The sequence below is a fragment of the Dissulfurispira sp. genome (assembly GCF_036745535.1).
Taxonomy (GTDB): domain Bacteria; phylum Nitrospirota; class Thermodesulfovibrionia; order Thermodesulfovibrionales; family Dissulfurispiraceae; genus Dissulfurispira.
The window spans coordinates 1-26,752 of record NZ_DAIOFX010000019.1 but is presented as its reverse complement, the minus strand read 5'-3'; the positions used below and the strand labels follow the sequence as shown (position 1 = coordinate 26,752).

Below are 26,752 nucleotides of genomic sequence, written 5' to 3'. Positions count from 1 at the left end.
CTCATAAAACTTGTTTCCGTGTTAAGGAGAATTCTTTATAGTTGACTCCTTTATCTTTTCCTTTCTGACAGTCTCCACCTAAGATGAACCCGATAAAATCGGGATGTATTAAACATCTTTGCCAAATCGCGAAATTCCAATTGCCGGAATTGCGGAAAGAATAATTTGCTATATCTTCATCACATAATACCTGAGCCATACATATATTGTTGACACTATTACGGTCATAATCATTATTGGCATTCCGTATGCCATGAATTTCATGAACGATATTCTTTTTCCAGCCTTTTCGGACATGCCAACGACGATGACATTGGCAGATGCACCGATTGCAGAGCCGTTGCCTCCAAGACATGCACCAAGCGCAAGCGACCACCAGATGGGCATCAGATCAGGATGCTGTAAAAGCTGGATGCCGGATAAATTCGGCCAGAGATGTTTTGCCATATCGATCACCAACGGATTCATGGTCGCAACATACGGGATATTGTCAACTATTGCAGATGCAAATGCAGAGAACCACATGATTACCATCGAGGTTGCAAAGAGGTTGCCCTGCGTTAAGTCGAGTATCTGCAAGGACATCCATTTTATGAGTCCCACCTTTACAACGCCGCCAACTATTATGAAAAGTCCCATGAAGAAGAAAATCGTAGGCCACTCAACTTCTGCCAATATGCGATGTGGTTCGTGAGTCTTTGAAAGAAGCAGCAAAAGACCCGCTCCGAAAAGAGCGATAGTTGCAGGCTGAAAATGAAGGACACCGTGAAAGACAAAACCTGTCAATACAACAGCGAGGACAAAGAGAGACTTTTTGAGCATTACAGGGTCTTTTATCGCCTCATTCTCATCCATTGCCATTATCCTCTTTTTTAGTTCCTCCTTTGTATTCATCTTCCTGCCCCATATGAGCTTTATCGCAAAGATGTAGAAGGCCATCATAACAACCACAATTGGAGCAAGGTGGTAAATAAAGTCCATGAAGTTCAGTTGTGCCTTTGATGCTATCATGATGTTCGGCGGGTCGCCGATAAGGGTTGCTGTTCCGCCTATGTTGGAGGCAAGGGCGCATGAAATGAGATATGGTATAGGGTCTACTTCGAGGGCATCCGCTATAAGAAGCGTTACCGGTGTGATAAGCAGAACCGTTGTGACATTATCGAGAAATGCACTTAAAACTGCGGTAACAACAGCAAAAATGGCCATTATCCTGAAAGGCTCGCCTTTGCCCCATTTTGCGCTCTTAATCGCAATATACTCAAATACTCCTGTTGGACGCATGAGATTGATTATCACCATCATGGAGATGAGAAGGAATATGACATTCCAGTCTATGCCGAATTCTTCGATATGGAATGCCTCGTGTTGATGAAGTATCTTTAAGACGAGCATTAATCCGGCGCCAAAGACGGCGACTATTGTTTTATGTATCTTCTCGGATACTATTACCGCATAGGCTAATAAAAATATTGTCGTGGCTGTCCAGAAGGCTGTATCCATGACAAAGGGCGGTGACGCGGCAGCCGCTGCTTCAGAACTCATTTTCCATCTCCGTTGTTCTCCTCAAGCATTGCCTTTGTTATTGCGAAGAACACATCCCTCTCATAAAGCATGCCCGCTACCTTGCCCTCTTTATTAATAACCGGAAGCCTCTTTATATTGTGCTTTACCATATGGTCCACGCACTCCATTAAAGACGCCTGTTCGTCAACGCTTATGACGACCTTGCTCATAAGTTCGCCGACCTTTCTGTTTGAGGATTTTTTGGCTATGCTTTCGACCATGCCGTCCCATGTAAAGTCTCCAAGAGTCATCATGGACATATAAAAAGGGAAAACAGCCTTCAGAATGTCCCTCATTGAAAGCATTCCTACAAGTTTGCCCTTTTCATCGAGCACCGGCAATCCCTTAACTCCAATCCTCTCTTCTCCCCTCTTTGCAGTCTTCAGCAGATTGACAGCCTCTTTCAAAATATTGTCAGGCCGTAAATAATCCTGAATCGGAATCATCAAATCCTTTGCTTTCATATTCCCTCCATCCCTTTCAGTTTAGATTTTCAACTGTTCAAACATCTCATTTACAACCACATAGCATGCTGCAGGGTAGACATAGCTATGTTCGGGCCCGTGTATCTGTATGCCGGTGACCATTGCATAGTCGCTCCTGCTTCTATCGATAATAGTATTAAGCACATGCTCGAGGTCTTTCTGTATGACTCTCTGAGATATTCTTGTCAGCTCAAGGAGGTCAGGCACATGACCATATGGTATTTCCCTCAACAATCTTCTTTTAAGAAGGCTCTGCTCGATGTCTGTCTCATCTATCGAGAGGTTCAATCGTCCCTGAGACAGCTCCTTTTGAAATGCATTAAGCGCTCCGCAGGCTGTAGATTCCCCTTCCCTGCCTGCTCTCTTGCACGCTCCCAGATGTCCTTCAGCGTCAATGGCGATATGAGGGAGGGCGTAAAATACATACCTCTCTTTTCCTTCCACAATCGGGGAGTGATGCATTGCCGCCATGAGGCCTGTCTGACCTGCAAAGAACATCCCTGCAAGGCTTGAGAGGTTAAATGCCTCTCCCCACTTATCCCTTATGAGCCTTATCAAAGGCTGTGTAATCTCGTCCCTGCAAACACTAACACATGCAATAGAATTATCACTATCAAAACCAAATTTGTTCAGTTCGGCATATGTCTTTTCCACAAAATCTGACTCGGTATATACCTTGTCAAAAAACCGTTTCAGCACCTCTTCAAAATCCATATAACCTCCATCAACAGCAGTGATCTGGCTATCGCTTCACAACAAGCACCGAGGCATGGGGTGAATGGGTAGCCACATTAGTTGACAGCCTTCCGAGGAACAGCCCAAAGGGCGTCCTGAAAAAGCCTTCCTTTATAACTATGAGATCAAAATCTCCTTCCACGGATTCCATGATTATCTGCTCCTCTACTATTCCTTCTCTCAGCTTTACCGTGACTACTTTTATACCAGAACCCAGTAGTTCATCTTTTATCCCATTGAGTACCCCCATCTCTTTTCTGTAAAAGTCCGGTAATAAAGAAGGGATATCAAGCCATGGCGTTTCCATGGAAAACATCGTGGGAATGGAGACAACATGAAGTATCTCTATGTCTGCATCAGTGGCAGATGCAATCTCCTTTGCCATATTGACTGTATTTTTACTGTAAGGAATATCAATGCATAGGAGTATTCTTCTTATTTTATACCTCTCCTTTACCACAAGGGTCGACGAAGTCATTCTCCTGACAATCTTTGTGGCATTGTCTCCAAGGTAAAACTCAGTCTCCAAAGGGTTGAGGGGTCTTGAACCTATTACGAGGAGATTGGCACCCGATGCCTTTTTGAGAATCTCTTTGTAAGGCTTCCCTCGTGCAAATTCCACAACAGGGGCAATTCCGCATTGTTCAAAAATCCTCTTGCCCTCCTGAATATAATCTTCACATATCCCCTTTTCCTCGCAGGTCAGAAGCACCACCTCATCAGCCATGGACTTAGCAATACGAGCACCCATCATCATTACCGGTAGATCAGTAGGCGCACAGGTTGCAGCTATAACCATTCTCCTCCTAACAACAGCCGCGGCTATCTCGGCAATCCTTACCTCTGCCCTTTCTCTTAAAAACCCTCTGACAAAAAAGGCAATAATTACCGCGCTGAGGGCACACGCCGAACCGAGCATTAGATAGCCTGAATAGCTGCTCCATGCCTTTTCCATGAAAAATGCCTGCTGTATAATATCGGGCTGTTGAATAATCCATTCCCTCACCGCTTCTTTGTTAATATAGAGCCAACGCCTGAGTTCTGTCTTGTCTGTAAAGCCAGAAGTAGCCATCGCCCATTCATTTAAAGCTGGCACATAAATATCTTTATTCTTTTCTGATAAATGCTTGAATATGACAGAAACACCAGCGAGGAGCATAGTGATTGCAAAATAAAGGCGGATAATCATGCCCCTTGCATATTTTGTTGCAGTTGTCCCGATTTGCGCCCCGATGGCAGCACCTAAAAGCATAATTACAGCAGCCACAAGCTCTACCTTTGCTTTTAAGGCATATGAAAAGGCACCATAAGCCCCTGAAAACATGACTTCAAAGAGGTCTGTACCCACTGCTATCTTGGTTGGAGACCCTATCAAATACATAAGAGCAGGCATTCTTATGAACCCACCGCCCACTCCCAGAAAACCAGTAATAAATCCAGTAAAAACTCCAACCCCAATTATTACCCATAGAGAGATAGCAAAGCCTGACACCTTGAGATTTATCATGGGTGGAATCTTTATGCCCTGCATTTTTATCGCTAATCTTGCTTTGCCAACATCACTTGTTGTCTTTTTTTCATGTCCTTTAGAGTGTTTTATATATTCATAAAGCATATAGGAGCCGAGACTAAAAAGGAGAACCATATAAGTTATTCTTACTATCGGACCTATGCGCCCTATCTTCTCAAGCCACATGATAACTGTGGCTCCAAGTTCAATCCCTAAAGCAGTTCCTACTATCATCAATATGCCGAGCCGCAAATCAACATTGCCGAATTTCCTGTGTTTGGCTGTAGCGACGATGGACTTGCCTGCTATGTGTGCCATATCTGTGCCTATGGCGTAAGCCATGGGAAAACCAAATACATTCAATGCCGGAGTAACCATAAATGCGCCGCCAATGCCAAAAAAGCCTCCTATGACACCAACAGTAAAACCTAAAAGCATTAATGCAAAACCATTAACTTCAATTCCAGAAATTGGGAGATAAACATTCCAGTCAAACATCAATACCTCACATCAATGGTGATGCTCTATCTTCTCGGTCTTTATACCTAAGATTTTGAAAACTAATTCCACGACGAGAGCAATTCCGACACCAACTACAATCATTGTCCCTACAGTGACAAAGGCAAAAGCAAGACTATTAGTCTCATTAAGACGGGTTGTCCATTCAATAAATTGCTCAACCATTGTACCTCCAATCCAAACAAGTGAATAGTGCAAAGGATGCCTTTCACCATTCACTAACGACTATTCACTTAATAAGTATCGGCATTCCGGTTACAGGCCATATAGTAATAATGGCTATGGCTAAAACCGCAATGAGAATGATACTCATCGGGATTCCATGTTTAAAGAACTCTCCGGTTGTGAATTGTTTCGACTCATAGGCAATCGCATTTGGCGCAGCGCCTATGAGCAGCAGAAATGGCATACCTGCCGTAACAAGAGATGAATAAAATATAACATCGGGAGCAACACCGAGATACCCGGCAACAACAAGCGAGACCGGCAGGGATATGGCTATTGCAGCGACATTCATAATAAAGTTGGTCATAATCAACACGAAACTTGCTATACTCAGGACAAATACCATCCAGTGCGCCTTCTGGAACATTACAAGCCAGTTAACAGCCATCCACTGCGCAGCGCCTGTCTTCCATAAGCAGAAGCCTATGCTCATTGCGCCGCTGAAGAGAAGTATGATGTTCCACGGAATCTCCTCAAGCTCTTTTACTGTAAGCACTCTGAATATAAAAAACAGGAGTGTGGATACGAGCATTATTGCTGCCCTGTCGAGAGGTTTAAGAGCCGGGACGAATGACTGCATTGCCATTACAATTACAACCAGTATAACGGCAACAATAACGAATTTCTCATTAAAGCTCATCGGGCCTAATTCTTTTGAAAGGCGTTTGACCTTGTCTTTCAGGCCATGTATAACATTCTTTTCAGGCTTCAGGAATATCATCAGATAGCCCCATATCAGAAGTACCATAACCCAGCCGACAAGGAACATGTATTTTGTAAGTTCAAAAAATCCTACATCCCTTCCTGTAAATTCCTTGAACATGCCCGCTGCTGCAGGGCCTCTGGCAGCTCCTAAAAATGTGATAATACTTCCTGCGCCTGCTGCGTACGCCATGCCTATAAAAAGAGCCTTTCCGAATTTTGACTGCTTATCGCCTTCACCGTAAAGGGCATAAATAGCATGCAATATGGGGAATACAGTTGCTGCTGCCGCCGTGTGCGCCATAAAATGAGCGAGACCAGCAGTAACCACGAGACAGCCTAAAAGTATCATGCTCGTCTTTTCACCGACGACTTCAAGCATCTTGTATGCAATGCGTTTTGTGAGGCCCGACTTTGTAAATGCCAGTCCGACAACAACAGAGCCGAAAATAAACATAACAGATGGATCCATAAAGTCCCTGAATGCTTCCTTGGCGGGGCGGATAGAAAATAACGCCTGAAACACACCTATGGCAATGGCTGTAACGCCTATCGGCACAACCTCAAAAACCCACCATATGCCTGCCAGTAAAAACAGGGCAATAGCCCCTTTGCCTTCCGTTGATAAAGGGAATACCTTGCCTGTGGGGTCAACAGCATCCTTCCACTGAGGCATATAATAAACAAAAAGAAAAAGACCCAGGCCCAACAAAATAAAGAAAATCCTTTTCCAGTCAAATTTAGTCTTTGATAATTTAATCCTTGTTACCTTTATATCTCTTCTTTCCTGGTTAGCTGTCTCGTGTTTGTCTGCTTCCATAAACATGGCTCCTCGCTCTACTCACATTTTTCTAAGATTGCATCTAAAATATTCACAAGACGTATCACGCCTATAACAACATTGTTTTCAATAATTGCCAGCGCGTTGACATCTTCCTTCAGCATCAAAAAGAGAGCCTTAACAACAGGATCATCTGCATTAACAGTGGTTATCTTGTTAAAAGGCATTATCTCATTGATAGGCTTCTGCATCTTTTTTTTGCAGTCCCTCAAAAATGACATCTGCCACATAATAGCCAGCGAAGCGTCCTCTGGCGGACAGTAACCCTCGTACTTTTTGGGATATGCATCTGTTTTAAAAAACTCTGGTTCCATCGCCCGGAGGAGGTCCCTCACTGACAACACCGCTACAAGATGAAACCTTTCGTCAAAGACGAGGATATGACGGTAGCCCCTGTCAGAATAATTCCTAAGCTCAACAAGTGCCTCCTCAATGGTAAAACTGTGCGGTATATGAGGATATTCTTCAACAGGAGTCAATAAATCCTTCACCTTTAATTCATACTGCATAAGATCCTCCTTTCACCGGATTCTTTCAAATTCTGTCTGAAATTTATACCTGTCGCTCCTGCCCTGAATCTTTGTATAAGCAACAGGCGTATTATCCGAGCTAAAAAAAGCCGATGTACAACCAGCACAGGAACCCCTTCTTCTATACCCAAATTCTTTGCAGCATCTCCTGTTGCCTGCGAAATCTCGATCGTCTGTATCATCTTGAATATCTTTTTTTGTTCCCTTCTCCTGAAGAACCGAATACAGAGAACTGTGGGTAATATCAAGTTTTTCGATATACTGGAGCATCTGGTAAGGAATAAATGCCTCTTCTATGTATGCTGTCTTTCTGTCGACGATCCTCTTGCTCAGGATGCAGTATATCCTGTCTTCTGTCTTCAGATATGCCCTTATATCGGGGGACGGCTCTTTGATTCCCTGAAACAGTACCTTTCTCTCAAGCTTCACCTCTTTTCCGAACATCTCTTCTGTGAGCTTGGTCTTCATGGCAAGCCCGACAACAGGCAGCGTACCGGCAACAAAAGTTCCTTTACCCTGAATTTTTATAAGATAACCGTCAGAAACCAGATTATTAATAGCCTGCCTGACGGTTATCTTGCTGACATCGTATTTCTTGCAGAGGTCTTCTTCTGTGGGGATTTGCTGTCCAAGCTGCCAGTTCCCTGAGTTTATCAGCTCCAGAAATATCCTCATAAGCTGGATATAGAGCTTTTCCTGTGTGAACCTGTCCACTGTTTTGTTATTTTGCAGTGTTTCATCGCGTGCCATATCGATATAATATTATTAATGATATTATGTTGTCAAAGAAAATTTCTTATAAGCCCATATTATTCATAAAACCGAAAAATGCAATTAAACTTCGAAGATATGGAGGCATGGGCAGATAAAAGGCTTTACCTCGCCACATTATTGAGGATGACTGTTACAACTTATGCAATAAAAAAATCCACGCCAAACATACTGGATTGTTTCAAAAAATTGCGAATTGTAAAGACTTTTAGCTGTTCATGCCTCCATATAAATGCATTATCCGGGTAAATTACGATAGCCGGGGTGGAAGACAAAGTGCTGTAAATTGAGCTATTGAAGAATTCTAAAACCCGATTCTCTTATAGCAGATATTATCTCTTCAAGATGAACAGCCCCCTTTGTCTCTACAGTAAATATCACCATAGTCTTTCCGATGGGCACATCCTGAGATAGCCTGTCATGGACTACATTAAGAATATTTCCTCTCTGTGCAGCAATAATACCTGTTATCCTATGCAGACCGCCCGGCACATCATCCACAATGACCTTAAACACCCCTATCCTGCCGCTCGAAACAAGACCCTTATGGATTATCCTGTCGATAAGTGTAAAATCGATATTGCCTCCGCTTACAACTAATACTATCCTTTTGCCCTCGAATCTCTCTTTCTGTTCTATTAAAGCAGCAAGTGGAACAGCCCCTGCCCCTTCAACAACAAGCTTTTTCCTTTCAAGGAACAAAAGCACCGACATTGCTATGGACTCTTCGCTGACCTTGATAATATCATCCACATATTTCTGCATGATCTCGAATGTTTTATCCCCAATTCTTCCAACAGCTATTCCATCTGCGAGTGTGGGCTGTGGGATTCTTTCTGCAATCTCCTTTGCATGATAGGAGTCATATGCAGATGTGGCAGATACGGTTTGAATTCCTATAACTTCTGTCTTGTGAGAAAGTTCTTTAACCGCAATGGATATGCCAGAGATAAGCCCTCCGCCTCCGACAGGCACAAGGATAACATCTATATCCTGCAGTTCGTTTATGATCTCAAGCCCTATGGTTCCCTGACCTGCGATTATATCTTCATCGTCAAATGCATGGATGAATGTGTAGTCATTCTGGGAAATTGCATAATTCAGGGCATCGCTAAAAGTCTCGCCATGCAAGACGACTTCTGCACCATATCCCTTTGTCGCCTCCTGTTTGACGATGGAGGCAGTCAAAGGCATCACTATCTTTGCCTTTATGCCGAGGCCGGCAGCAGCAAAGGCAACGCCCTGTGCATGGTTGCCCATTGATGCTGCAATGACCTTATCAGTCTTGAATTTCATTAATTTATTGAATGCCCCCCGCACCTTAAAAGAGCCAGTCTTTTGGAGATTTTCAGCCTTTATATAAACCTCTGCGTCAAACATTTTGCTGAATGAGTTGGAATATACCATGGGCGTTTTGTGAATATAAGGAGAAATGGATCTCAGTGCATCATGGATTGATAAAAAGTCGATATTCATAATGATTTAATAATCATAATTAAATCATAGATTGAAACACAAGTCCATAATCCGAAATCAAGCAAAGCAGACACGGCTTCAAAGCCTTTATCAATGCGATGATATTATTTTGCTGCCTGTTTATACTGCTGAATGCAAAGGGTATGCTGAAGTTGCCCTTAAACAGCGGGAGGGATCGGCTCTAAGGTATCGCTGATAAAGGCTTTTCACCCATGTCTGCTTTGCTTCTGTAAATGCTTGGCTACGGATTATGGGGGAAGCCGTAAAGATTGACAATCTATTTAGCCTTAATGTAAAATTTTTGTAAATGGTAAAAAAGATTTTTATAATCATAGCCTTTCTTGTCCTGATATTTTCTGCTGTCCATTATGGATATGCAGCGGAGAACAAAATATACATAGGGATATTTCCTTATTATGCGCCGGATAAGATATGGCATTTTTACGAGCCCTTTATAGATTATCTCAACAAGACAACAGGCATTCCATGGGAACTAAAGCTTTACCACAATTATGACGCAATAATTGACGGCATATGCAGCGGCGAGGTTTCCATAGCCTATCTCGGACCAAACCCCTTCGGTCTCGCATACGAAAAATGCAAGGCAAAACCCTTGCTTGTACCCCTCGGGAACGATGGGAAGCCGTTTTACCGGTCTATAATCTTCACCAACAACCACAAAATAAATTCACTAAAAGAACTTAAAGGCAAACCATTTGCCTTTGGAGATAGAAACTCCACATCATCAAATATTGTTCCAAGGAAAATGCTTGAAGACGCTGGAATAACAATGGACATGATAAAACCGGTATTTCTGAAAAGCCATGAAAAGATTATAAATGCGGTTGCAAAAAATGAGGCAACAGCAGGCGCTACTAAAATACCGGTATTCGAAAAATTCAAGGGATTAAAATTTAAAGTATTAAAGGTTTCCGAACCGCTCCCCCATCACTCGTTCTGCGCCACACCCAATATCAACCCTGACATCGAGAGAAAATTTATGAATGCACTTCTGAAACTAAAACCGATGCACGATAGTTCTGATAGAAATATCGTGAAGAACTGGGACCTTGAATTACAGTACGGCTTTACACTGCCTCCTGAAGATTATATTCAGAACATCCTGAAACTCCATAGACTATTCAAAAAATATAATGATTGACAGATACAGCATAAGATTCAAAGTTATAACTCCCATACTCATCTTCCTTACAGTCATAATGCTGTCACTGCTCATTGTCGGCTATCAGGTCTCGAAAAATGTATTCTGGGAATACCACACATTCATCATATCCAGACATTCATCCGAAGTCCAGAAAATAGTAAATACCGCAATTGATGAGCTAACAACATCCCAACTCCTTGGCAAAGAGATGGTTGTGGATGCAAAGAAAAAAGCGGTGATCGACGAGATAAAATCATACTGGTCAAGCAACAACCTCACCGGATTTATAAAGACCACTGACGGTAAGATGGTCTATTCCTCCCTCGACAGCACATCAATGAAATCTCTGCAGCCCCAACTGCCTGAAGAAGGAGATTTTCATTTTAGCAAGGCACTCGCACATATCGGCGGCTCTGTAATAAACATTCCACTTTGGAACTATAAGGTGGTCTTTATAGAAAAACCCGTCATCCCCTTTATATACCTCTTATCCAGAGACACTATAACCGCACTCATAGCTCCTTTAATTGCCATAAGCTGTATACTGATTGTCGTAGTTACCTTTCTTGTCATGCGGAAAAATCTCCAGAAGCCCATAAAAGCTATTATATCCAATATACAGGCCTGTCAAGAGGTGAATAGAACAGGCATAACAGAACTGGACACGATTGGTTCGGCAATAAACGATGCAATGGATATGCCAGAGATAAGCCCTCCGCCTCCGACAGGCACAAGGATAACATCTATATCCTGCAGTTCGTTTATGATCTCAAGCCCTATGGTTCCCTGACCTGCGATTATATCTTCATCGTCAAATGCATGGATGAATGTGTAGTCATTCTGGGAAATTGCATAATTCAGGGCATCGCTAAAAGTCTCGCCATGCAAGACGACTTCTGCACCATATCCCTTTGTCGCCTCCTGTTTGACGATGGAGGCAGTCAAAGGCATCACTATCTTTGCCTTTATGCCGAGGCCGGCAGCAGCAAAGGCAACGCCCTGTGCATGGTTGCCCATTGATGCTGCAATGACCTTATCAGTCTTGAATTTCATTAATTTATTGAATGCCCCCCGCACCTTAAAAGAGCCAGTCTTTTGGAGATTTTCAGCCTTTATATAAACCTCTGCGTCAAACATTTTGCTGAATGAGTTGGAATATACCATGGGCGTTTTGTGAATATAAGGAGAAATGGATCTCAGTGCATCATGGATTGATAAAAAGTCGATATTCATAATGATTTAATAATCATAATTAAATCATAGATTGAAACACAAGTCCATAATCCGAAATCAAGCAAAGCAGACACGGCTTCAAAGCCTTTATCAATGCGATGATATTATTTTGCTGCCTGTTTATACTGCTGAATGCAAAGGGTATGCTGAAGTTGCCCTTAAACAGCGGGAGGGATCGGCTCTAAGGTATCGCTGATAAAGGCTTTTCACCCATGTCTGCTTTGCTTCTGTAAATGCTTGGCTACGGATTATGGGGGAAGCCGTAAAGATTGACAATCTATTTAGCCTTAATGTAAAATTTTTGTAAATGGTAAAAAAGATTTTTATAATCATAGCCTTTCTTGTCCTGATATTTTCTGCTGTCCATTATGGATATGCAGCGGAGAACAAAATATACATAGGGATATTTCCTTATTATGCGCCGGATAAGATATGGCATTTTTACGAGCCCTTTATAGATTATCTCAACAAGACAACAGGCATTCCATGGGAACTAAAGCTTTACCACAATTATGACGCAATAATTGACGGCATATGCAGCGGCGAGGTTTCCATAGCCTATCTCGGACCAAACCCCTTCGGTCTCGCATACGAAAAATGCAAGGCAAAACCCTTGCTTGTACCCCTCGGGAACGATGGGAAGCCGTTTTACCGGTCTATAATCTTCACCAACAACCACAAAATAAATTCACTAAAAGAACTTAAAGGCAAACCATTTGCCTTTGGAGATAGAAACTCCACATCATCAAATATTGTTCCAAGGAAAATGCTTGAAGACGCTGGAATAACAATGGACATGATAAAACCGGTATTTCTGAAAAGCCATGAAAAGATTATAAATGCGGTTGCAAAAAATGAGGCAACAGCAGGCGCTACTAAAATACCGGTATTCGAAAAATTCAAGGGATTAAAATTTAAAGTATTAAAGGTTTCCGAACCGCTCCCCCATCACTCGTTCTGCGCCACACCCAATATCAACCCTGACATCGAGAGAAAATTTATGAATGCACTTCTGAAACTAAAACCGATGCACGATAGTTCTGATAGAAATATCGTGAAGAACTGGGACCTTGAATTACAGTACGGCTTTACACTGCCTCCTGAAGATTATATTCAGAACATCCTGAAACTCCATAGACTATTCAAAAAATATAATGATTGACAGATACAGCATAAGATTCAAAGTTATAACTCCCATACTCATCTTCCTTACAGTCATAATGCTGTCACTGCTCATTGTCGGCTATCAGGTCTCGAAAAATGTATTCTGGGAATACCACACATTCATCATATCCAGACATTCATCCGAAGTCCAGAAAATAGTAAATACCGCAATTGATGAGCTAACAACATCCCAACTCCTTGGCAAAGAGATGGTTGTGGATGCAAAGAAAAAAGCGGTGATCGACGAGATAAAATCATACTGGTCAAGCAACAACCTCACCGGATTTATAAAGACCACTGACGGTAAGATGGTCTATTCCTCCCTCGACAGCACATCAATGAAATCTCTGCAGCCCCAACTGCCTGAAGAAGGAGATTTTCATTTTAGCAAGGCACTCGCACATATCGGCGGCTCTGTAATAAACATTCCACTTTGGAACTATAAGGTGGTCTTTATAGAAAAACCCGTCATCCCCTTTATATACCTCTTATCCAGAGACACTATAACCGCACTCATAGCTCCTTTAATTGCCATAAGCTGTATACTGATTGTCGTAGTTACCTTTCTTGTCATGCGGAAAAATCTCCAGAAGCCCATAAAAGCTATTATATCCAATATACAGGCCTGTCAAGAGGTGAATAGAACAGGCATAACAGAACTGGACACGATTGGTTCGGCAATAAACGATGCATTCGAAAGGCTCAACAAAAAGACAGCGCAGTGCCAGATGCTTCACAACATTGCCGTATCCATACACGAATATTTCTCGATAGACGAAATACTCAACCTTATTATCGACAGGGCCAACCAGTTGATAAATGCAGAGCTTGCTGGCATTGCCCTTTATGACGACAAAGGGAAATTCAAAAGACTCATTACAAGGGGCACAACAACAAGAACCGGAGATGCATTGCCCGAGGGCAAAGGGCTGCTGGCATTTATGCGGCTTTCCATTACACCGGTTCGCATAGACAATGTATCGGAGCATCCTGCATTTAGCGGCTCATTTCCCGAAGGCCATCCTGTAATAAGGAATCTGTTGGCATATCCCATATTTTCGGGTGAAGGGAGGCCGGTCGGTACTCTATATTTCGGCAATAAACCCGAAGGGTTTACTGACGATGACGAGAGCATCCTCAAGACCATTTCCGCCGATACAGCAATAGCACTCAATAAGGCTGAAAGCTTAATGCAGCTTCAAAGATTCCAGCAGGTCATAGACTCTGCCTTTGATGTAATTGTAGTTACGGATGCCGATGGATACATCACATACGTCAACCCTGCATTTGAAACAGTTACGGGCTATTCAGGGGAAGAGGCCATTGGCAAAAAGACCAATATATTGAAGAGCGGCTGCCACGATGAAGACTTTTATAAAAACCTGTGGAATACCATCAAGGCAGGAGATGTATGGAAGGGAGAATTCATAAACAGGAAAAAGAACGGGGAGATATATTATACATCGTCGGTCATCTTCCCCATTTATGCAGAAGGAGATGTCCACTATGCCTCTATCCAGAGGGATGTAACACAGGAGAAAAAGCTATATGAACAGCTTTTAAGAGCGCAGAAGATGGAGGCAATCGGTACACTTGCAGGCGGGATAGCCCATGACTTCAACAACCTCCTGACAGCAATACTCGGGTATTCAGAGATTATGCTGGGCATGACAAAAGAGGGAGAGCCGTTCCATAGACCTGCAACCATCATTAACAATGCAGCACAGAAGGGCGCAGATCTGGCAAAAAAGATCCTTATGGTAACTCGCAAAGAGAAGATGGAGGCAAAGCCTGTCAATATAAACGAAATAATCCACAATTCCATGGAACTCCTTCAGAGGAGCATTCCCAAGAACATAGAGATTGTAGTAAATCTTAAAAAAGACGTCCCAAAAATAATGGCAGACCCCTCACAGATGCAGCAGGTGATCATGAACCTTGCCCTAAATGCCCGCGATGCCATGCAGGATGGGGGAAGATTGATCATAGAGACAGATGTGGTGGGCACAGAGAACGGCGCTGCCAACGGCATACCTTCTGACAAAGGCGAATTCATAAAATTATCCGTTTCCGATACAGGCACAGGTATGGACGCAGAGACACAGAGAAAAATATTCGATCCGTTCTTCACAACAAAGGAGACAGGAAAAGGCACAGGGCTCGGGCTCTACATAGTTCATTCTATAGTAAGCAATCACGGAGGATACGTAAACCTCTACAGCGAGCCGTTCAAAGGGACAAGGTTCAATATATACCTGCCCATCACAAAAACCGCTGATATGGAGGAATCAGGCGAAGCCGAAGACATAATGGGTTCGGGGACTATCCTCGTGATAGACGATGAGGCTGACGTCAGGGAACTATGCAAGGACATGCTGGAACCCCTTGGATACGCTGTCCTGCTTGCAGAAAGCGGCAGCGACGGCATAAACCTCTTCAGAACCATGAAAGACAGGATATCCCTCGTGATTGTTGACATGATAATGCCAAAAATGGGGGGCAGCGAGGTATTTCAGGCGCTGAAGACAATAAAGCCCGATATAAAGATAATACTCTGTTCAGGCTATAGTCATGAAGGTTTTGCAGGTATAGATAAGCTTCTAAAAAGCGGCGCAGCAGGGTTTGTGCAAAAGCCGTTCACACGCCATTCAATCGCACAGACTATCAAAAAGGCGCTGTCGGAATAGAAAAGGAAGGGGACTTATAAAATGGCAGAGACTACTTTGAAGATCGATGGCATGAGCTGTCAGCACTGCGTGATGAGGGTGAAAAAGGCCATCGATGCAGTTGCAGGCGTTACAAAATCCGATGTGGCTGTGGGCAGCGCCACTATTCAGTTCGACGAATCAAAAGCGAAAAAAGAAGACATCATAGCAGCAATCGAAAAAGCGGGATATAAGGTTAGTTAATGAGTGGATGGGTGAATGAGTAAATGTATATAAGGTCTTTTAACCCATTCACTCATTAACTCATATACTCATTTACTGTCGTAACTGTCCCTTTGTCTTATCAAGGATATAATTGACAAGGCTATTGTGCAGGGTATCGATCTCGTCGTCCTTCAGTGTCCTGTCCGATGCCCTGTATCTGACATTAAACGCAATGCTCTTTTTGCCTTCAGGAATATTCTTCCCCTGATAGACATCAAAGACATAAATATCCTCAATAAGGTCCGAAGGATATGATTTTAGCCATTTCATGAGCATCGCTGCTTCAAATAAGGAATCTACTATTATCGCCGTATCCCTTTCTATGTATGGATACCTTGGCAGTGCCCTGTATTTCACCACCTGCATTGCATACGGGATTATGCTGTCTATGTCTATCTCCATCACAATAACAGAAGGCTTGTGTGCCTTTATATCGAGAGAATCCACAATAGCAGGAGAAAGGGCGCCAACATATCCTATTTTACTGTCCATTATGAATATGTCTGCAGACTGCCCGGGATGCAAAAAGGGCTCCGATGACCTGACAAATGAGTAGTCATAAATCTTGAGGTCGTTGAGAATAGCTTCGATAACACCTTTGACGATATAAAAATCCGGCGTATCATCCCTGTACAATGCCTTGCTTCTCTCCTTGTAATAAAGGGCGGCAAGATGTTCACGCTCTTCTGGGAGACCGGACTCTTCAACCTGACTGCTTTTTATAAACACCCTTGCTATCTCGAATAATCTCAATTCCCTGTTGCCGTGTGATACGTTGTGAATCAGATCTTTTATAAATGCCGGCATCAGAGTTGTCCTCATAAATGACTCTTCTATTTTCAATGGATTCTTTATCTGCACGAGATTTCTTCTTTCATCGTCTTCGCCGATTCCAAGCAGATCGATGTCCTGCAGGCCCATAAAGCTGTAATTGATTACCTCTGTAAAGCCTGATTTAAAAAAGGCCTGCTTTATATTATTCTTAACCTCTTGCCCATTGCCTATTGCCTCTTGCCTCTCTATGCCTATGGTTGCCTTGGGCAGTTGTGCAGGAATCCTGTCGTAGCCATAAATCCTCGCAACCTCTTCTATAACATCGATCTCCCTCTTTATATCCCTTCTGTATGCCGGAGGTTTTATCTTCAGGCTGTTTGCCAACTTTTTCATCTCGAAACCCAATCCATCGAGACAATCTATAATCTCTTCTTTGGTCAGCTTCAATCCGAGTGTCTCATTGACCTTATTGTATCTGACATTTATCTCATCAGGTTTGTATCTCTTTGGATAAATATCTATCTTTCCGCAAATAGTGCCGCCCGCCACTTCCTTCATCAGATATGCTGCCCTGTCAAGGGCCTTCTTGAGCATCTTTATATCCGTTCCCCTTTCGAACCTGTAAGAGGATTCTGTCTTCAACCCGAGGGCCTTCGATGTCCTTCTTACAGACACCGGCTCGAAATAGGCGCTCTCGATAAATATGTCCATGGTGGAATCTGCAACCTCTGTTTCCATGCCGCCCATAACGCCGGCAATTGCTATCGGTCTTTCAGCATCCCATATGAGTAAAGAGTCATCAGGCATTTCACGCTCGATACCGTCCAGGGTTTTAAACTTGATCCTTGTCCCTTGACCTTTGACCCTATTGGGCGTGCCGACCATAATGCGGCGGCCTTTAATAGTTTTAAGGTCAAAGGCATGGAGGGGATGACCCAATTCCAGAAGCACATAGTTCGTGACATCCACAATATTATTGATCGATCTTATACTGCACTTTTTGAGCCTTTTCTTCAGCCACTCAGGTGAAGGGCCTATTTTGAGATTCCTCACAACCCTTCCTGCATACCTGTGGCAGAGTTCTGCATCGACAATATCAACATTAAAATCAAGCTCCCCGGTTTCTGCAAGGACATCGTGCTCAGGAAATACAAGAGGGGTTTTATATGCGGCAGAAAGCTCCCGCGCAATACCGATAATGCTCAGACAGTCAGGCCTGTTTGGAGTGACATTTACCTCGAAGACAACATCACTGTCCACCTGCTCGACAGCCTCTACCTCAAGACCTATCATGGTAAGCCTGTGGGCAACCTCATGAGGCGACTCCTTAATGTCGATAAATTCTTTTAACCATTCAAAGGGGACGCGCATTTAAAACTGCCTCAAAAACCTGATATCATTTTCGAAAAATAACCTTATATCGTCTATGGAATACTTGAGCATGGCAATCCTCTCTATTCCCATGCCGAATGCGAAACCCGAATACTCTTCCGGATTGTATCCCACATATTCGAAGACCCTCGGATTAACCATTCCTGCACCTAAGATTTCGAGCCATCCAGACCCTTTGCAAACCCTGCATCCAACACCATTGCACAATATGCATCCAATATCAACCTCTGCCGAAGGCTCTGTGAATGGGAAAAAGCTCGGCCTGAAGCGCACCGGCGTATCTGCGCCGAACATCTGATGGAGGAACGCCTTAAGAACTCCCTTGAGATTGCTGAATGTTATCCCCTTATCCACCATCAGGCCTTCCACCTGATGGAACATGGGTGTATGGGTTATATCTGCATCGCACCTGTAAACCTTGCCGGGAGCGATAAACCTCACAGGCGGCTTCCTTTTCTCCATAACCCTTACCTGGACAGGAGAGGTATGGGTTCTCAGAACGATGTCATCGCTTATGTAAAATGTATCCTGCATGTCCCTTGCAGGGTGGTCTTTGGGAATATTCAGTGCCTCGAAGTTATAGTAATCCAGTTCAACCTCCGGTCCTTCCTCAACGCTGAAACCCATCTTAACAAAGATATCCGTTACCTCCGAAAGGACTTTATTTATGGGATGCTCTCTGCCAAAGGAAATGAACTTACCGTTCAACGTAATATCGAGGGACTCTGAAAGCAGTTGTCTCTTTAATTCTTCTTGCTTTAATCGGGACTCCTGCAAATCGAGTTCTGTTTCGATGAATTGTTTTATTTCGTTTACCTTTTTGCCGTGTGACGGCCTCTCTTCTGGAGGGACTTTCGAAAGGGATTTCAGTTCCGAGGTTATAATCCCCTTTTTGCCGAGATATTTGACCCTGAGACTGGATAAGTCAGCAAGATTTTTTACGGACTTCAGTTCTTCAAGGAATGTCTGTTTCAGGTCTTCGATCATAGGACTTTAGAATGTAAATGAGTAAATGAGCATATGAGTTTTCACCCATTAACTCATTCACCCATTAACCCATTAACCTTTTACTTGATTTGCCAGTTCGCTGAAGGCTTTGGGATCGTTGTATGCCAGATCGGCAAGGGCTCTTCTGTTTAAGGTAATGTTTGCCTTTTTCAACCCGTTCATAAACTGGCTGTAAGACATACCGAGGGACCTGACAGCGGCATTGATCCTTGCAATCCATAATGCCCTGAATTCACGCTTTTTAAGCCTTCTATCTTTATAGGCTGCGAGGAGACCCTTGTCAACAACCTGGGCAGCGACCTTGTAAACACGGTGCCTTCCACCGTACTGGCCTTTTGCCATATCTATGACCTTCTTATGGTATCTCCTTGTCTTAAAACCACCTTTTGCCCTGGGCATTGTATCCTCCTTTTACTACCCTGAATTTCTCGGAACAGAATCTTTAAAAGTTTTTCCAAAAAATATAAAGTTTAATAGATTAGCCATACAGGCATCAAGTCTGATTTAATTAAATAGAGGCGTGCGGACAAGCCGCACGCCTCTATTTAATCCTAAAACATGTAGGGCAATAATTTCTTGATGTTTTCCTGCTGGACCTCAGGCACTAAATCGCCCTTCCTGAGATTCCTCATCCTCTTGGCAGGCTTGCCTGTCAGGAGATGGCTCTTGTATGCCCTGTATCTCTTTATCTTTCCGCTGCCTGTCACCTTGAACCTCTTGGCAGCGCCTCTGTGCGTCTTAAGCTTCGGCATTTCTATCCTCCTCTCTATTTGCTGCTTGGCGCTATCACCATAGTAATGCTTTTGCCTTCCAGCTTAGGCGGCTGTTCTACCTGAAACTTTCCGGTAAGCAGTTCCTGTATCCTGTCAAATAACTTCATTCCCAATTCCGGCCTCACAATCTCACGCCCTCTGAAAAACATGGTAACCTTGGCCTTGTCGCCGTCATCCAGGAATCTCCTGATATTTTTGACCTTTAGCTGAAGGTCGTGGTCTGTTATCTGGGGCCTTATCTTTACTTCCTTGACATCAATGGTCTTCCGCGCTGCGTGCTTTTTACTCATCTGGTACTTATACTTGCCGTAATCCATTATCCTGCAGACAGGCGGCGTAACATTGGGGGCAACCTCGACAAGGTCATAACCCCTATCCCGTGCTATACGGATAGCTTCCTGAACAGAGACCACTCCGAGCTGTTTGCCTTCATCATCGATGAGTCTTACTTCTCGTGCCCCTATCCCCTCGTTAACTCTTACAGTGCCCTTACTTATGCTATTACCTCCGACATTTAGTTAATGGGTTAATGAGTATATGGGCATATGAGTAGATTTACTCATTCACTCTCATCCACTCATTTACCCATTCACTCATTTACTCATTTGCGAGTATTTATTTCGTCTTTGATTATATCTATAAATTGCTCAATTGTAAATGGCCCGATGTTTTCGCCGTTCCTCTTCCTGACCGTTATTTTATTTTCAGCAATTTCCTTGTCGCCTATTATAACAAGATACGGGATTTTTCTCACAGTTGCTTCTCGTATTTTGTATCCTATCTTTTCATTTTCAAGAACAATCTCAACTCTTATATCAGATTCTCTAAGTTTTTTATATATTTCTTTTGCATAATCATCGTGTCTTTCTGCTATGGTCAATACCGATGCCTGCACAGGTGAAAGCCACAAAGGGAACGCTCCTGCATAATGCTCTATAAGAATGCCGAAAAATCTTTCGAATGAGCCCATCAATGCCCTGTGGATCATTATAGGTCTGTGCTCTTTGCCGTCGCTTCCCCTGTATGTGACATCGAACCTTTCTGGATTATTAAAGTCAACCTGTATGGTGCTGCACTGCCATGACCTGTTCAGTGAATCCTTTATCTTTATGTCTATCTTGGGTCCATAGAATACACCTTCCCCGGGGTCTATCTGGTAAGACAAACCCTTTTTCTCAAGGGCATGTTTTAAGGCATTGGTTGCACTTTCCCAGTTTTCCAGAGTTCCCACATATTTTTCAGGGCGGGTTGAAAGATAAACATCGTATGCGTCAAATCCGAATGTCCTGAGTATAAAGAGCGTAAAATCGAGGATGTTCAGTATTTCATCCTCTATCTGGTCTTCTCTGCAGAATATGTGGGCGTCATCCTGTGTAAAGCCCCTTACCCTGAGAAGTCCGTGCAAAACCCCTGAACGCTCATATCTATAGACAGTGCCAAGCTCTGCATATCTTATTGGCAATTCCCTGTAACTCTTCAAAGAATTTTTATAAACGTCTATATGGAATGGACAGTTCATCGGCTTTAATTCATAAGCAACCTCGTCTATCTCCATGGGTGAATACATGTTTTCCCTGTAGAAATCCCAGTGGCCGCTCCTCTGCCATAGATTCAACTTGGCGATATGCGGCGTATAGAGAATCTTATAATCAGCCTTTATATGCTCGTTTCTCCAGAAATCCTCGATGGTCTTTCTTATAATCGCACCGTTGGGATGCCACAGGATGAGTCCTGGGCCTATGTCATCGCTGAGACTGAAGAGATCCAATTCTTTGCCTAATTTTCTGTGGTCTCTCTTTTTGACCTCTTCAAGGAAATTCAGATATGCATTCAAGTCATCCTTATTGTCAAAGGCAGTTCCGTAAATTCTCTGGAGCATCTTATTCTTTTCATCGCCGCGCCAGTAAGCGCCGGCAATACTTAAGAGCTTGAATGCCTTGACCTTTCCTGTATTTGGAAGATGAGGCCCCCTGCAGAGGTCGACAAATCCACCCTCTTCATATATAGATACCGTCTCATCCGGTATTTCCTGCAAAAGCTCTACTTTGTAGTTCTCGCCCATCTTTTTAAATAGTTCTATGGCCTCTGTTTTTGAGATATCTTTGCGGACAAAGGGGTTGTTCTTTTTGATAATCTCCTTCATCCTCTTTTCTATCTTTTCCAGATCCTCGGGAGTAAAAGGAACATCTCTATCGATGTCATAATAAAAGCCGTCTTCGGTTGCAGGTCCTATGGCTAACTTTGCATCGGGGAATAAGTCCTTTATAGCATGAGCCATTACATGGGATGTGCTGTGGCGGAGAATCTCCAATTCTTCTTTGTTAATGACAAAACCTCCGATAAAAAATTTGGGTTATATAATAACTGATTCTAAGTGAATGAGTAAATGCCTGAATGAGTTAACGAGTGAATGGAATATTTTTAACCCATACCTCATATGCTCATCTACCCATATGCTCATTTACTGTGCAACTTCCCGTCAACCATCTCCAGTGTCCTGTGGCATCTCTTTGATAGGGATTCATTGTGGGTTACAATGATGAAAGTTATGCCGTGCTTTTGATTTATATCCATCAAAAGCCTGAAGAGGTCTCCTCCTGTTGCCGCATCGAGATTTCCTGTTGGCTCATCGGCAAGAACAACCTTCGGCTCAAGGAGCAATGCCCTTGCAACAGCAACCCTCTGCTGCTCTCCGCCTGATAGTTCACCTGGCTTATGGTCTTTTCTTGCATATAAACCAAGCTCATCAAGAAGTTTTTCTGCCTTTTCGTATATCTCCTTCTGACTTCTGGCTTCTGGCTTCTGGCTTCTGGCTATCATTCCCGGCATCATCACATTCTCTATGGCGCTGAATTCAGGAAGGAGATAATGAAATTGGAAAATGAATCCTATTACCTTATTTCTAAAAATCGCAAGTTCTCCATTGCTGAGAGAGAATGGATTTATACTGCACGGGGACAGTCCCGATTCTACGACTGCGTCCGTAAATCCGGGACAGTCCCCTTTCTGACTATCGACTTTATATATAACTTTTCCGGATGTCGGTTTATCGAGGGTTCCAAGGATATGTAAAAAAGTGCTCTTTCCAGCTCCAGAGGCGCCAACAATGCTGACTACCTCTCCTTCATTGAAAACTGCATCTATTCCTTTTAAGACCTTCAGCTCTCCAGCAGGCATATAGAATGATTTTTCAAGTCCTTCTACACTTATAAGCTCTTTCATTTCTTCACGCACAAGGGGGACGCAGTCCCCCTTGTGAAAACCCCCTTCATTGAATTCTTTGTCTTCATTTCTGGCTGGAGTCTTCCGGTTTTTCTTTGCCTGTCCACTTCTTTACCTTCTCTTTTATGGTCCCTGTCTTCTCTTTAATCTCATCCGTCTTTTCACCAAGCTTATCCGCACCCTTCTTGATTATCCCGCCTGTTTTTTCGCCAATCCATCTAAACTTATCGCCGCCCTTGCCCCAGATAGTGATGCCGATGAACAATGCCAGAGCGATTATTACTATACAAATAATTTTTTTAATAATCTTACACATGTTGCCTCTCGCCTATTGCCTTTTGTCTTTTCGCCTATAGCCCATTGCCTATTGCCTGCCTTTATTCATACCTCAATGGCTCGACAGGGTTTAGTTTTGCTGCATAGTATGAAGGGTATAATGTTGAAAGAAAGCTTATGGCAATTGCTGAAAACGATACAGCAATAAAGTCTATGAGTTTCATCTTGACCGGAAGTTTGCTCAGGTAATACACATCTGCAGGGAGCTTTATAATCTCATAGTTGTTTATTATCTTTCCGAGGACATACCCTCCTGTCACGCCAATCACAGTGCCGATTATCCCTATCAGTAATCCCTGAATCATGAAAACCATCATAATGCCCTGATTTTTCGCACCCATTGCCTTTAATATGGCTATCTCCTTCTGCTTTTCCATGACATTCATCATCAGTGTGCTGACGACATTGAAAGAAGCAACCAGCACAATAAGTATCAATATGATAAACATTGCAAACTTCTCCAATTTTAGTGCAGAGAATAAATTCCTGTTCATCTGCATCCAGTCCCTCGCATAGTAAGGGAAACCGATCTTTTTATTTACAGAATCCCGGACAGACGACGCCTTGTAAATGTCGTCAAGGCGCAATTGAATTCCGGAGACAGCGCTGCCGTAGCCGAAAAACTCCTGTGCGGATTTTATGTCTGTGAAAGCAAGGTTTGTGTCATACTCAAACATGCCCATCTCAAATACAGCAGCAACCCTGAATTGCTTTACCCTCGGCAGCATTCCCAACGGCCCTATTTCACCAACAGGAGATATCAGATTAACAGTATCCCCTGCAATAACACCTACCATCGAAGCAAGCTCTTTGCCAAGGATTATCCACCCTCGACCCGTTATTTCTTCAATGCTGCCTTCTTTGATATGCCTCAAAATATCCGTGGTCTTTAATTCAGAAGAGGGCTCTATCCCCCTTAGAAAAACGCCGTGCGCCCTTCTTCCCGAAGATACCATTACCTGTCCGAGGACAAAGGGGGACATAGAAACAACATGGGGCTCATTCTTGAGCTTCTCCATCACTGAACTGTAATCTTCAATCCCGCCTTTGTAACTGAGAACTACTGCGTGGGCATTGGCTCCAAGTATCTTTTTCTGCAGGTCTTCATGGAAACCGCTCATAACAGAAAGCACAACAAGGAGCGCCATCACACCAACGGCAACGCCGCTGATGGATATGACTGTGTTGAAAGAGATGCCTTTATGCTTTTTTTTCGACTTCAGATACCTTAAGGCAATGAATAATTGATAAGGTAGATTCATTTATTGTTCTGGTTTTAATTGCGGGAAAAGTATTACATCCCTTATGGATTGGGAGTTGGTGAGCAGCATGACCAGCCTGTCTATGCCTATTCCCTCGCCGGCGGCAGGCGGCATGCCATACTCCAGCGCCTTTACAAAGTCCTCGTCCATCCAGTGGGCCTCTTCGTCTCCCCTTTTCTTTGCCTCCACCTGCTTTAAAAACCTCTCCTTTTGATCAACGGGGTCGTTCAATTCGGAAAATGCATTGGCTATTTCCCTCGATGCTATAAATAACTCGAACCTCTCCACAAGCTCCGGATTATCCCTCTTCCTCTTTGCAAGTGGAGAAAGCTCAACAGGATAGTCTATTATGAATACAGGCTGCACCAATTCCGGCTCCACAAATTCCTTGAATATCTCATCCAGCACCTTGGCATGGGAGGCTCCTTTGTCTATATCTATCTTTTTTGATTCCGCCCATTTCCTCGCCTTTTCAGGGTCTGTTATCACATCATCAGGCACTCCCTTTTGCTTCAGGGCATCGAGCATCGGAATCCTCGGCCACGGCGGAGTAAGGTCTATTACTGTATCTCCATAAGGCACCTTTAGTGTACCGAGAACACGATTTGCAATGTATGAGAAGATCTCTTCCGTAAAGGACATCAGGAAGTTATAATCCTTGTAAGCCATATAGAATTCAAGCATTGTAAATTCAGGGTTGTGCTTTGTGGATATGCCTTCATTTCTGAAATTCTTGTTCAGCTCAAAAACCCTCTCATAGCCTCCCACAAGGAGTCTCTTGAGATAAAGCTCCGGTGCAATCCTGAGGTATAAGTCCATACCGAGGGCTATGTGGTGCGTCCTGAACGGCTTTGCAGCAGCTCCGCCGGGAATGGGATGCATCATGGGTGTCTCGACCTCGATAAAGCCGTGGGACTCGAAGAAATCCCTCATTGCCTTCATAATAGCGCTTCTCTTTGCAAATACATCCTTCACTTCGGGATTGACAATAAGGTCAACATATCTCTGCCTGTATCTGAGTTCTATATCTTTAAGACCATGCCACTTCTCAGGCAATGGCCTCAGGGATTTGCTCAGAAAAATGAAGTCATTGACCTCGATGGTGAGCTCGTCCGTCTTTGTCCTGAACAGTCTGCCGCTGACACCTATGATGTCGCCGATATCGAGCTTTTTAATGAGGGAATATTTCTCGCCGATAACATCTTTTTTGAGGTATATCTGAATCTTGCCTGTAGCATCCTGAATGTGGGCAAAGGATGCCTTACCAAAGTCCCTCATGGCAATAATCCTGCCGGCAACAGAGGTATTTATATTATTGGACTCTAAAGACTCTTTATCAGAATCCCCATGTTTTGCATGAAGTTCTGCAGCGGTTGATTCAGGGTCAAAACGTCCGTCATACGGATCGATATCGATATTCCGCAGGTCATCGAGCTTTTTAAAACGCTGTTTTATAAGTTCATTTGTTTCTTCCATAACTGATGATTATACTTGCCTAAATTCAGCTAAGTCAACGTATGGAAAAATATAGTATAATTAACCTAACATTTGTTTTGGAGGCAATATTGGAAAACTTTTTTTAAACTCCTAATTGCAGCAGCACTCGGCGGACTTATAGGGATCGAAAGGCAGATCGGCGGACAGACTGCAGGCTTCCGCACGCAGCTTCTTGTCTGCCTCGGTTCATGTCTATTTACTATCGCTTCCGTTCATGTTTATAAAATTTACGGCGCATACACAGACCCTGGAAGAATTGCAGCACAGATTGTAGTTGGTATCGGCTTTCTTGGCGCAGGTGCAATATTGAGACATGGGATATCAATAAGGGGACTGACTACTGCTGCAACACTCTGGATGGTCAGTGCAATCGGTATGGCAGTGGGATTCGGGGAATACATTACAGCCGGCTTTGCAACTTTTCTCGTACTTGTAAACCTTGCAGTCCTTAAGAATATCGAGGATATACTTCCGAAAAACCGTTATTCCATCCTGACAATCAAGATAAAGGGCTCGGAGGAATTAAAAATAGCGGAATTTATCGATGGCTATAACATCAAAGTTTTAGATGCCAAAATTAAATTTATGAAGGAACAGAACATCGTCGAACAAGAGGTATCGCTCAGGTATAAGGATTAC

Annotated in this window: 25 protein-coding genes; 5 read left to right on the top strand and 20 right to left on the bottom strand. The window is 43.3% G+C overall.

What is annotated here, in order from left to right; all coding sequences use genetic code 11:
* Window positions 1-168: 168 nt before the first annotated feature.
* The 9 genes from V7L97_RS05320 to ilvA form a co-directional block, all read right to left on the bottom strand.
* Window positions 169-1,500, bottom strand: a complete 1,332-nt coding sequence (locus V7L97_RS05320) for an SLC13 family permease (protein WP_442891762.1) — start codon at window positions 1,498-1,500, stop codon at window positions 169-171.
* A 38-nt stretch (window positions 1,501-1,538) separates the two neighbouring features.
* Complete coding sequence (locus tag V7L97_RS05315; protein WP_333653956.1) at window positions 1,539-2,027, bottom strand: CBS domain-containing protein; 489 nt, start codon at window positions 2,025-2,027, stop codon at window positions 1,539-1,541.
* 21 nt (window positions 2,028-2,048) lie between these two features.
* Window positions 2,049-2,762: a hypothetical protein gene (locus V7L97_RS05310; RefSeq protein ID WP_333653955.1), complete on the bottom strand. Its 714-nt coding sequence runs from the start codon at window positions 2,760-2,762 to the stop codon at window positions 2,049-2,051.
* A gap of 28 nt (window positions 2,763-2,790) precedes the next feature.
* Window positions 2,791-4,791 (bottom strand): TSUP family transporter, encoded by a 2,001-nt coding sequence (locus V7L97_RS05305; RefSeq protein WP_333653953.1) that lies wholly within the window; start codon window positions 4,789-4,791, stop codon window positions 2,791-2,793.
* A 12-nt stretch (window positions 4,792-4,803) separates the two neighbouring features.
* Window positions 4,804-4,977 carry a hypothetical protein gene (locus tag V7L97_RS05300; protein WP_333653951.1) on the bottom strand — a complete coding sequence of 58 codons (174 nt, stop codon included), beginning with the start codon at window positions 4,975-4,977 and terminating at the stop codon, window positions 4,804-4,806.
* Window positions 4,978-5,041: 64 nt separating this feature from the next.
* Window positions 5,042-6,559: an SLC13 family permease gene (locus V7L97_RS05295; RefSeq protein WP_333653950.1), complete on the bottom strand. Its 1,518-nt coding sequence runs from the start codon at window positions 6,557-6,559 to the stop codon at window positions 5,042-5,044.
* 17 nt (window positions 6,560-6,576) lie between these two features.
* Window positions 6,577-7,089 (bottom strand): CBS domain-containing protein, encoded by a 513-nt coding sequence (locus V7L97_RS05290; RefSeq protein WP_333653949.1) that lies wholly within the window; start codon window positions 7,087-7,089, stop codon window positions 6,577-6,579.
* 12 nt (window positions 7,090-7,101) lie between these two features.
* Entirely contained in the window at window positions 7,102-7,860 is a 759-nt protein-coding gene (locus V7L97_RS05285) for a GntR family transcriptional regulator (protein WP_333653947.1), read from the bottom strand.
* Between the two features lie 312 nt (window positions 7,861-8,172).
* Window positions 8,173-9,357, bottom strand: a complete 1,185-nt coding sequence (gene ilvA, locus V7L97_RS05280; protein ID WP_333653946.1) for a threonine ammonia-lyase — start codon at window positions 9,355-9,357, stop codon at window positions 8,173-8,175.
* Between the two features lie 307 nt (window positions 9,358-9,664).
* On the opposite strand from ilvA, the gene phnD (V7L97_RS05275) reads away from it, so the two are divergent.
* Window positions 9,665-10,519, top strand: coding sequence for a phosphate/phosphite/phosphonate ABC transporter substrate-binding protein (phnD, locus tag V7L97_RS05275; protein WP_333653944.1), 855 nt, complete (start codon window positions 9,665-9,667; stop codon window positions 10,517-10,519).
* A gap of 630 nt (window positions 10,520-11,149) precedes the next feature.
* Here the strand turns inward: phnD (V7L97_RS05275) and V7L97_RS05270 are convergent.
* Window positions 11,150-11,659: a threonine ammonia-lyase gene (locus V7L97_RS05270; protein ID WP_333653945.1), complete on the bottom strand. Its 510-nt coding sequence runs from the start codon at window positions 11,657-11,659 to the stop codon at window positions 11,150-11,152.
* Window positions 11,660-12,062: 403 nt separating this feature from the next.
* On the opposite strand from V7L97_RS05270, the gene phnD (V7L97_RS05265) reads away from it, so the two are divergent.
* Genes phnD (V7L97_RS05265) through V7L97_RS05255 form a run of 3 tightly spaced genes read left to right on the top strand, consistent with a single transcriptional unit; the run spans window position 12,063 to window position 15,828 of the window.
* Complete coding sequence (gene phnD / locus V7L97_RS05265; RefSeq protein WP_333653944.1) at window positions 12,063-12,917, top strand: phosphate/phosphite/phosphonate ABC transporter substrate-binding protein; 855 nt, start codon at window positions 12,063-12,065, stop codon at window positions 12,915-12,917.
* Window positions 12,910-15,606, top strand: coding sequence for a hybrid sensor histidine kinase/response regulator (locus V7L97_RS05260; protein WP_333653943.1), 2,697 nt, complete (start codon window positions 12,910-12,912; stop codon window positions 15,604-15,606). Before phnD (V7L97_RS05265) ends, V7L97_RS05260 begins: the two co-directional genes overlap by 8 nt.
* A 21-nt stretch (window positions 15,607-15,627) precedes the next feature.
* Window positions 15,628-15,828 (top strand): heavy-metal-associated domain-containing protein, encoded by a 201-nt coding sequence (locus V7L97_RS05255; protein WP_333653941.1) that lies wholly within the window; start codon window positions 15,628-15,630, stop codon window positions 15,826-15,828.
* A gap of 72 nt (window positions 15,829-15,900) precedes the next feature.
* On the opposite strand, the gene pheT is transcribed toward V7L97_RS05255, so the two are convergent.
* From pheT to lysS, 10 genes are all read right to left on the bottom strand, one after another.
* Window positions 15,901-17,994 carry a phenylalanine--tRNA ligase subunit beta gene (gene pheT / locus V7L97_RS05250; RefSeq protein WP_333653940.1) on the bottom strand — a complete coding sequence of 698 codons (2,094 nt, stop codon included), beginning with the start codon at window positions 17,992-17,994 and terminating at the stop codon, window positions 15,901-15,903.
* The gene (pheS, locus tag V7L97_RS05245; protein WP_333653938.1) at window positions 17,995-19,002 is read right to left on the bottom strand and encodes a phenylalanine--tRNA ligase subunit alpha; all 1,008 of its coding nucleotides are present in this window, start codon (window positions 19,000-19,002) and stop codon (window positions 17,995-17,997) included.
* A 72-nt stretch (window positions 19,003-19,074) separates the two neighbouring features.
* Window positions 19,075-19,422, bottom strand: coding sequence for a 50S ribosomal protein L20 (gene rplT, locus V7L97_RS05240; RefSeq protein ID WP_333653936.1), 348 nt, complete (start codon window positions 19,420-19,422; stop codon window positions 19,075-19,077).
* A gap of 152 nt (window positions 19,423-19,574) precedes the next feature.
* Complete coding sequence (gene rpmI / locus V7L97_RS05235) at window positions 19,575-19,775, bottom strand: 50S ribosomal protein L35 (protein WP_333653935.1); 201 nt, start codon at window positions 19,773-19,775, stop codon at window positions 19,575-19,577.
* A gap of 14 nt (window positions 19,776-19,789) precedes the next feature.
* Window positions 19,790-20,293, bottom strand: a complete 504-nt coding sequence (infC, locus tag V7L97_RS05230; RefSeq protein ID WP_333653960.1) for a translation initiation factor IF-3 — start codon at window positions 20,291-20,293, stop codon at window positions 19,790-19,792.
* Between the two features lie 104 nt (window positions 20,294-20,397).
* Window positions 20,398-22,107: a threonine--tRNA ligase gene (gene thrS / locus V7L97_RS05225; RefSeq protein WP_333653933.1), complete on the bottom strand. Its 1,710-nt coding sequence runs from the start codon at window positions 22,105-22,107 to the stop codon at window positions 20,398-20,400.
* A gap of 146 nt (window positions 22,108-22,253) precedes the next feature.
* The gene (locus V7L97_RS05220; protein ID WP_442891761.1) at window positions 22,254-23,018 is read right to left on the bottom strand and encodes an ABC transporter ATP-binding protein; all 765 of its coding nucleotides are present in this window, start codon (window positions 23,016-23,018) and stop codon (window positions 22,254-22,256) included.
* Window positions 23,019-23,082: 64 nt separating this feature from the next.
* Window positions 23,083-23,334 carry a hypothetical protein gene (locus V7L97_RS05215; RefSeq protein ID WP_333653929.1) on the bottom strand — a complete coding sequence of 84 codons (252 nt, stop codon included), beginning with the start codon at window positions 23,332-23,334 and terminating at the stop codon, window positions 23,083-23,085.
* Window positions 23,335-23,395: 61 nt separating this feature from the next.
* Window positions 23,396-24,616, bottom strand: coding sequence for a lipoprotein-releasing ABC transporter permease subunit (locus V7L97_RS05210; protein WP_333653927.1), 1,221 nt, complete (start codon window positions 24,614-24,616; stop codon window positions 23,396-23,398).
* A complete protein-coding gene (gene lysS, locus V7L97_RS05205) occupies window positions 24,617-26,092 on the bottom strand; it encodes a lysine--tRNA ligase (RefSeq protein WP_333653925.1) in 1,476 nt (491 codons plus the stop codon). It lies immediately after the preceding gene.
* 72 nt (window positions 26,093-26,164) lie between these two features.
* On the opposite strand from lysS, the gene V7L97_RS05200 reads away from it, so the two are divergent.
* The coding region (locus V7L97_RS05200; protein WP_333653924.1) for an MgtC/SapB family protein at window positions 26,165-26,752 on the top strand (588 nt) is incomplete at its 3' end.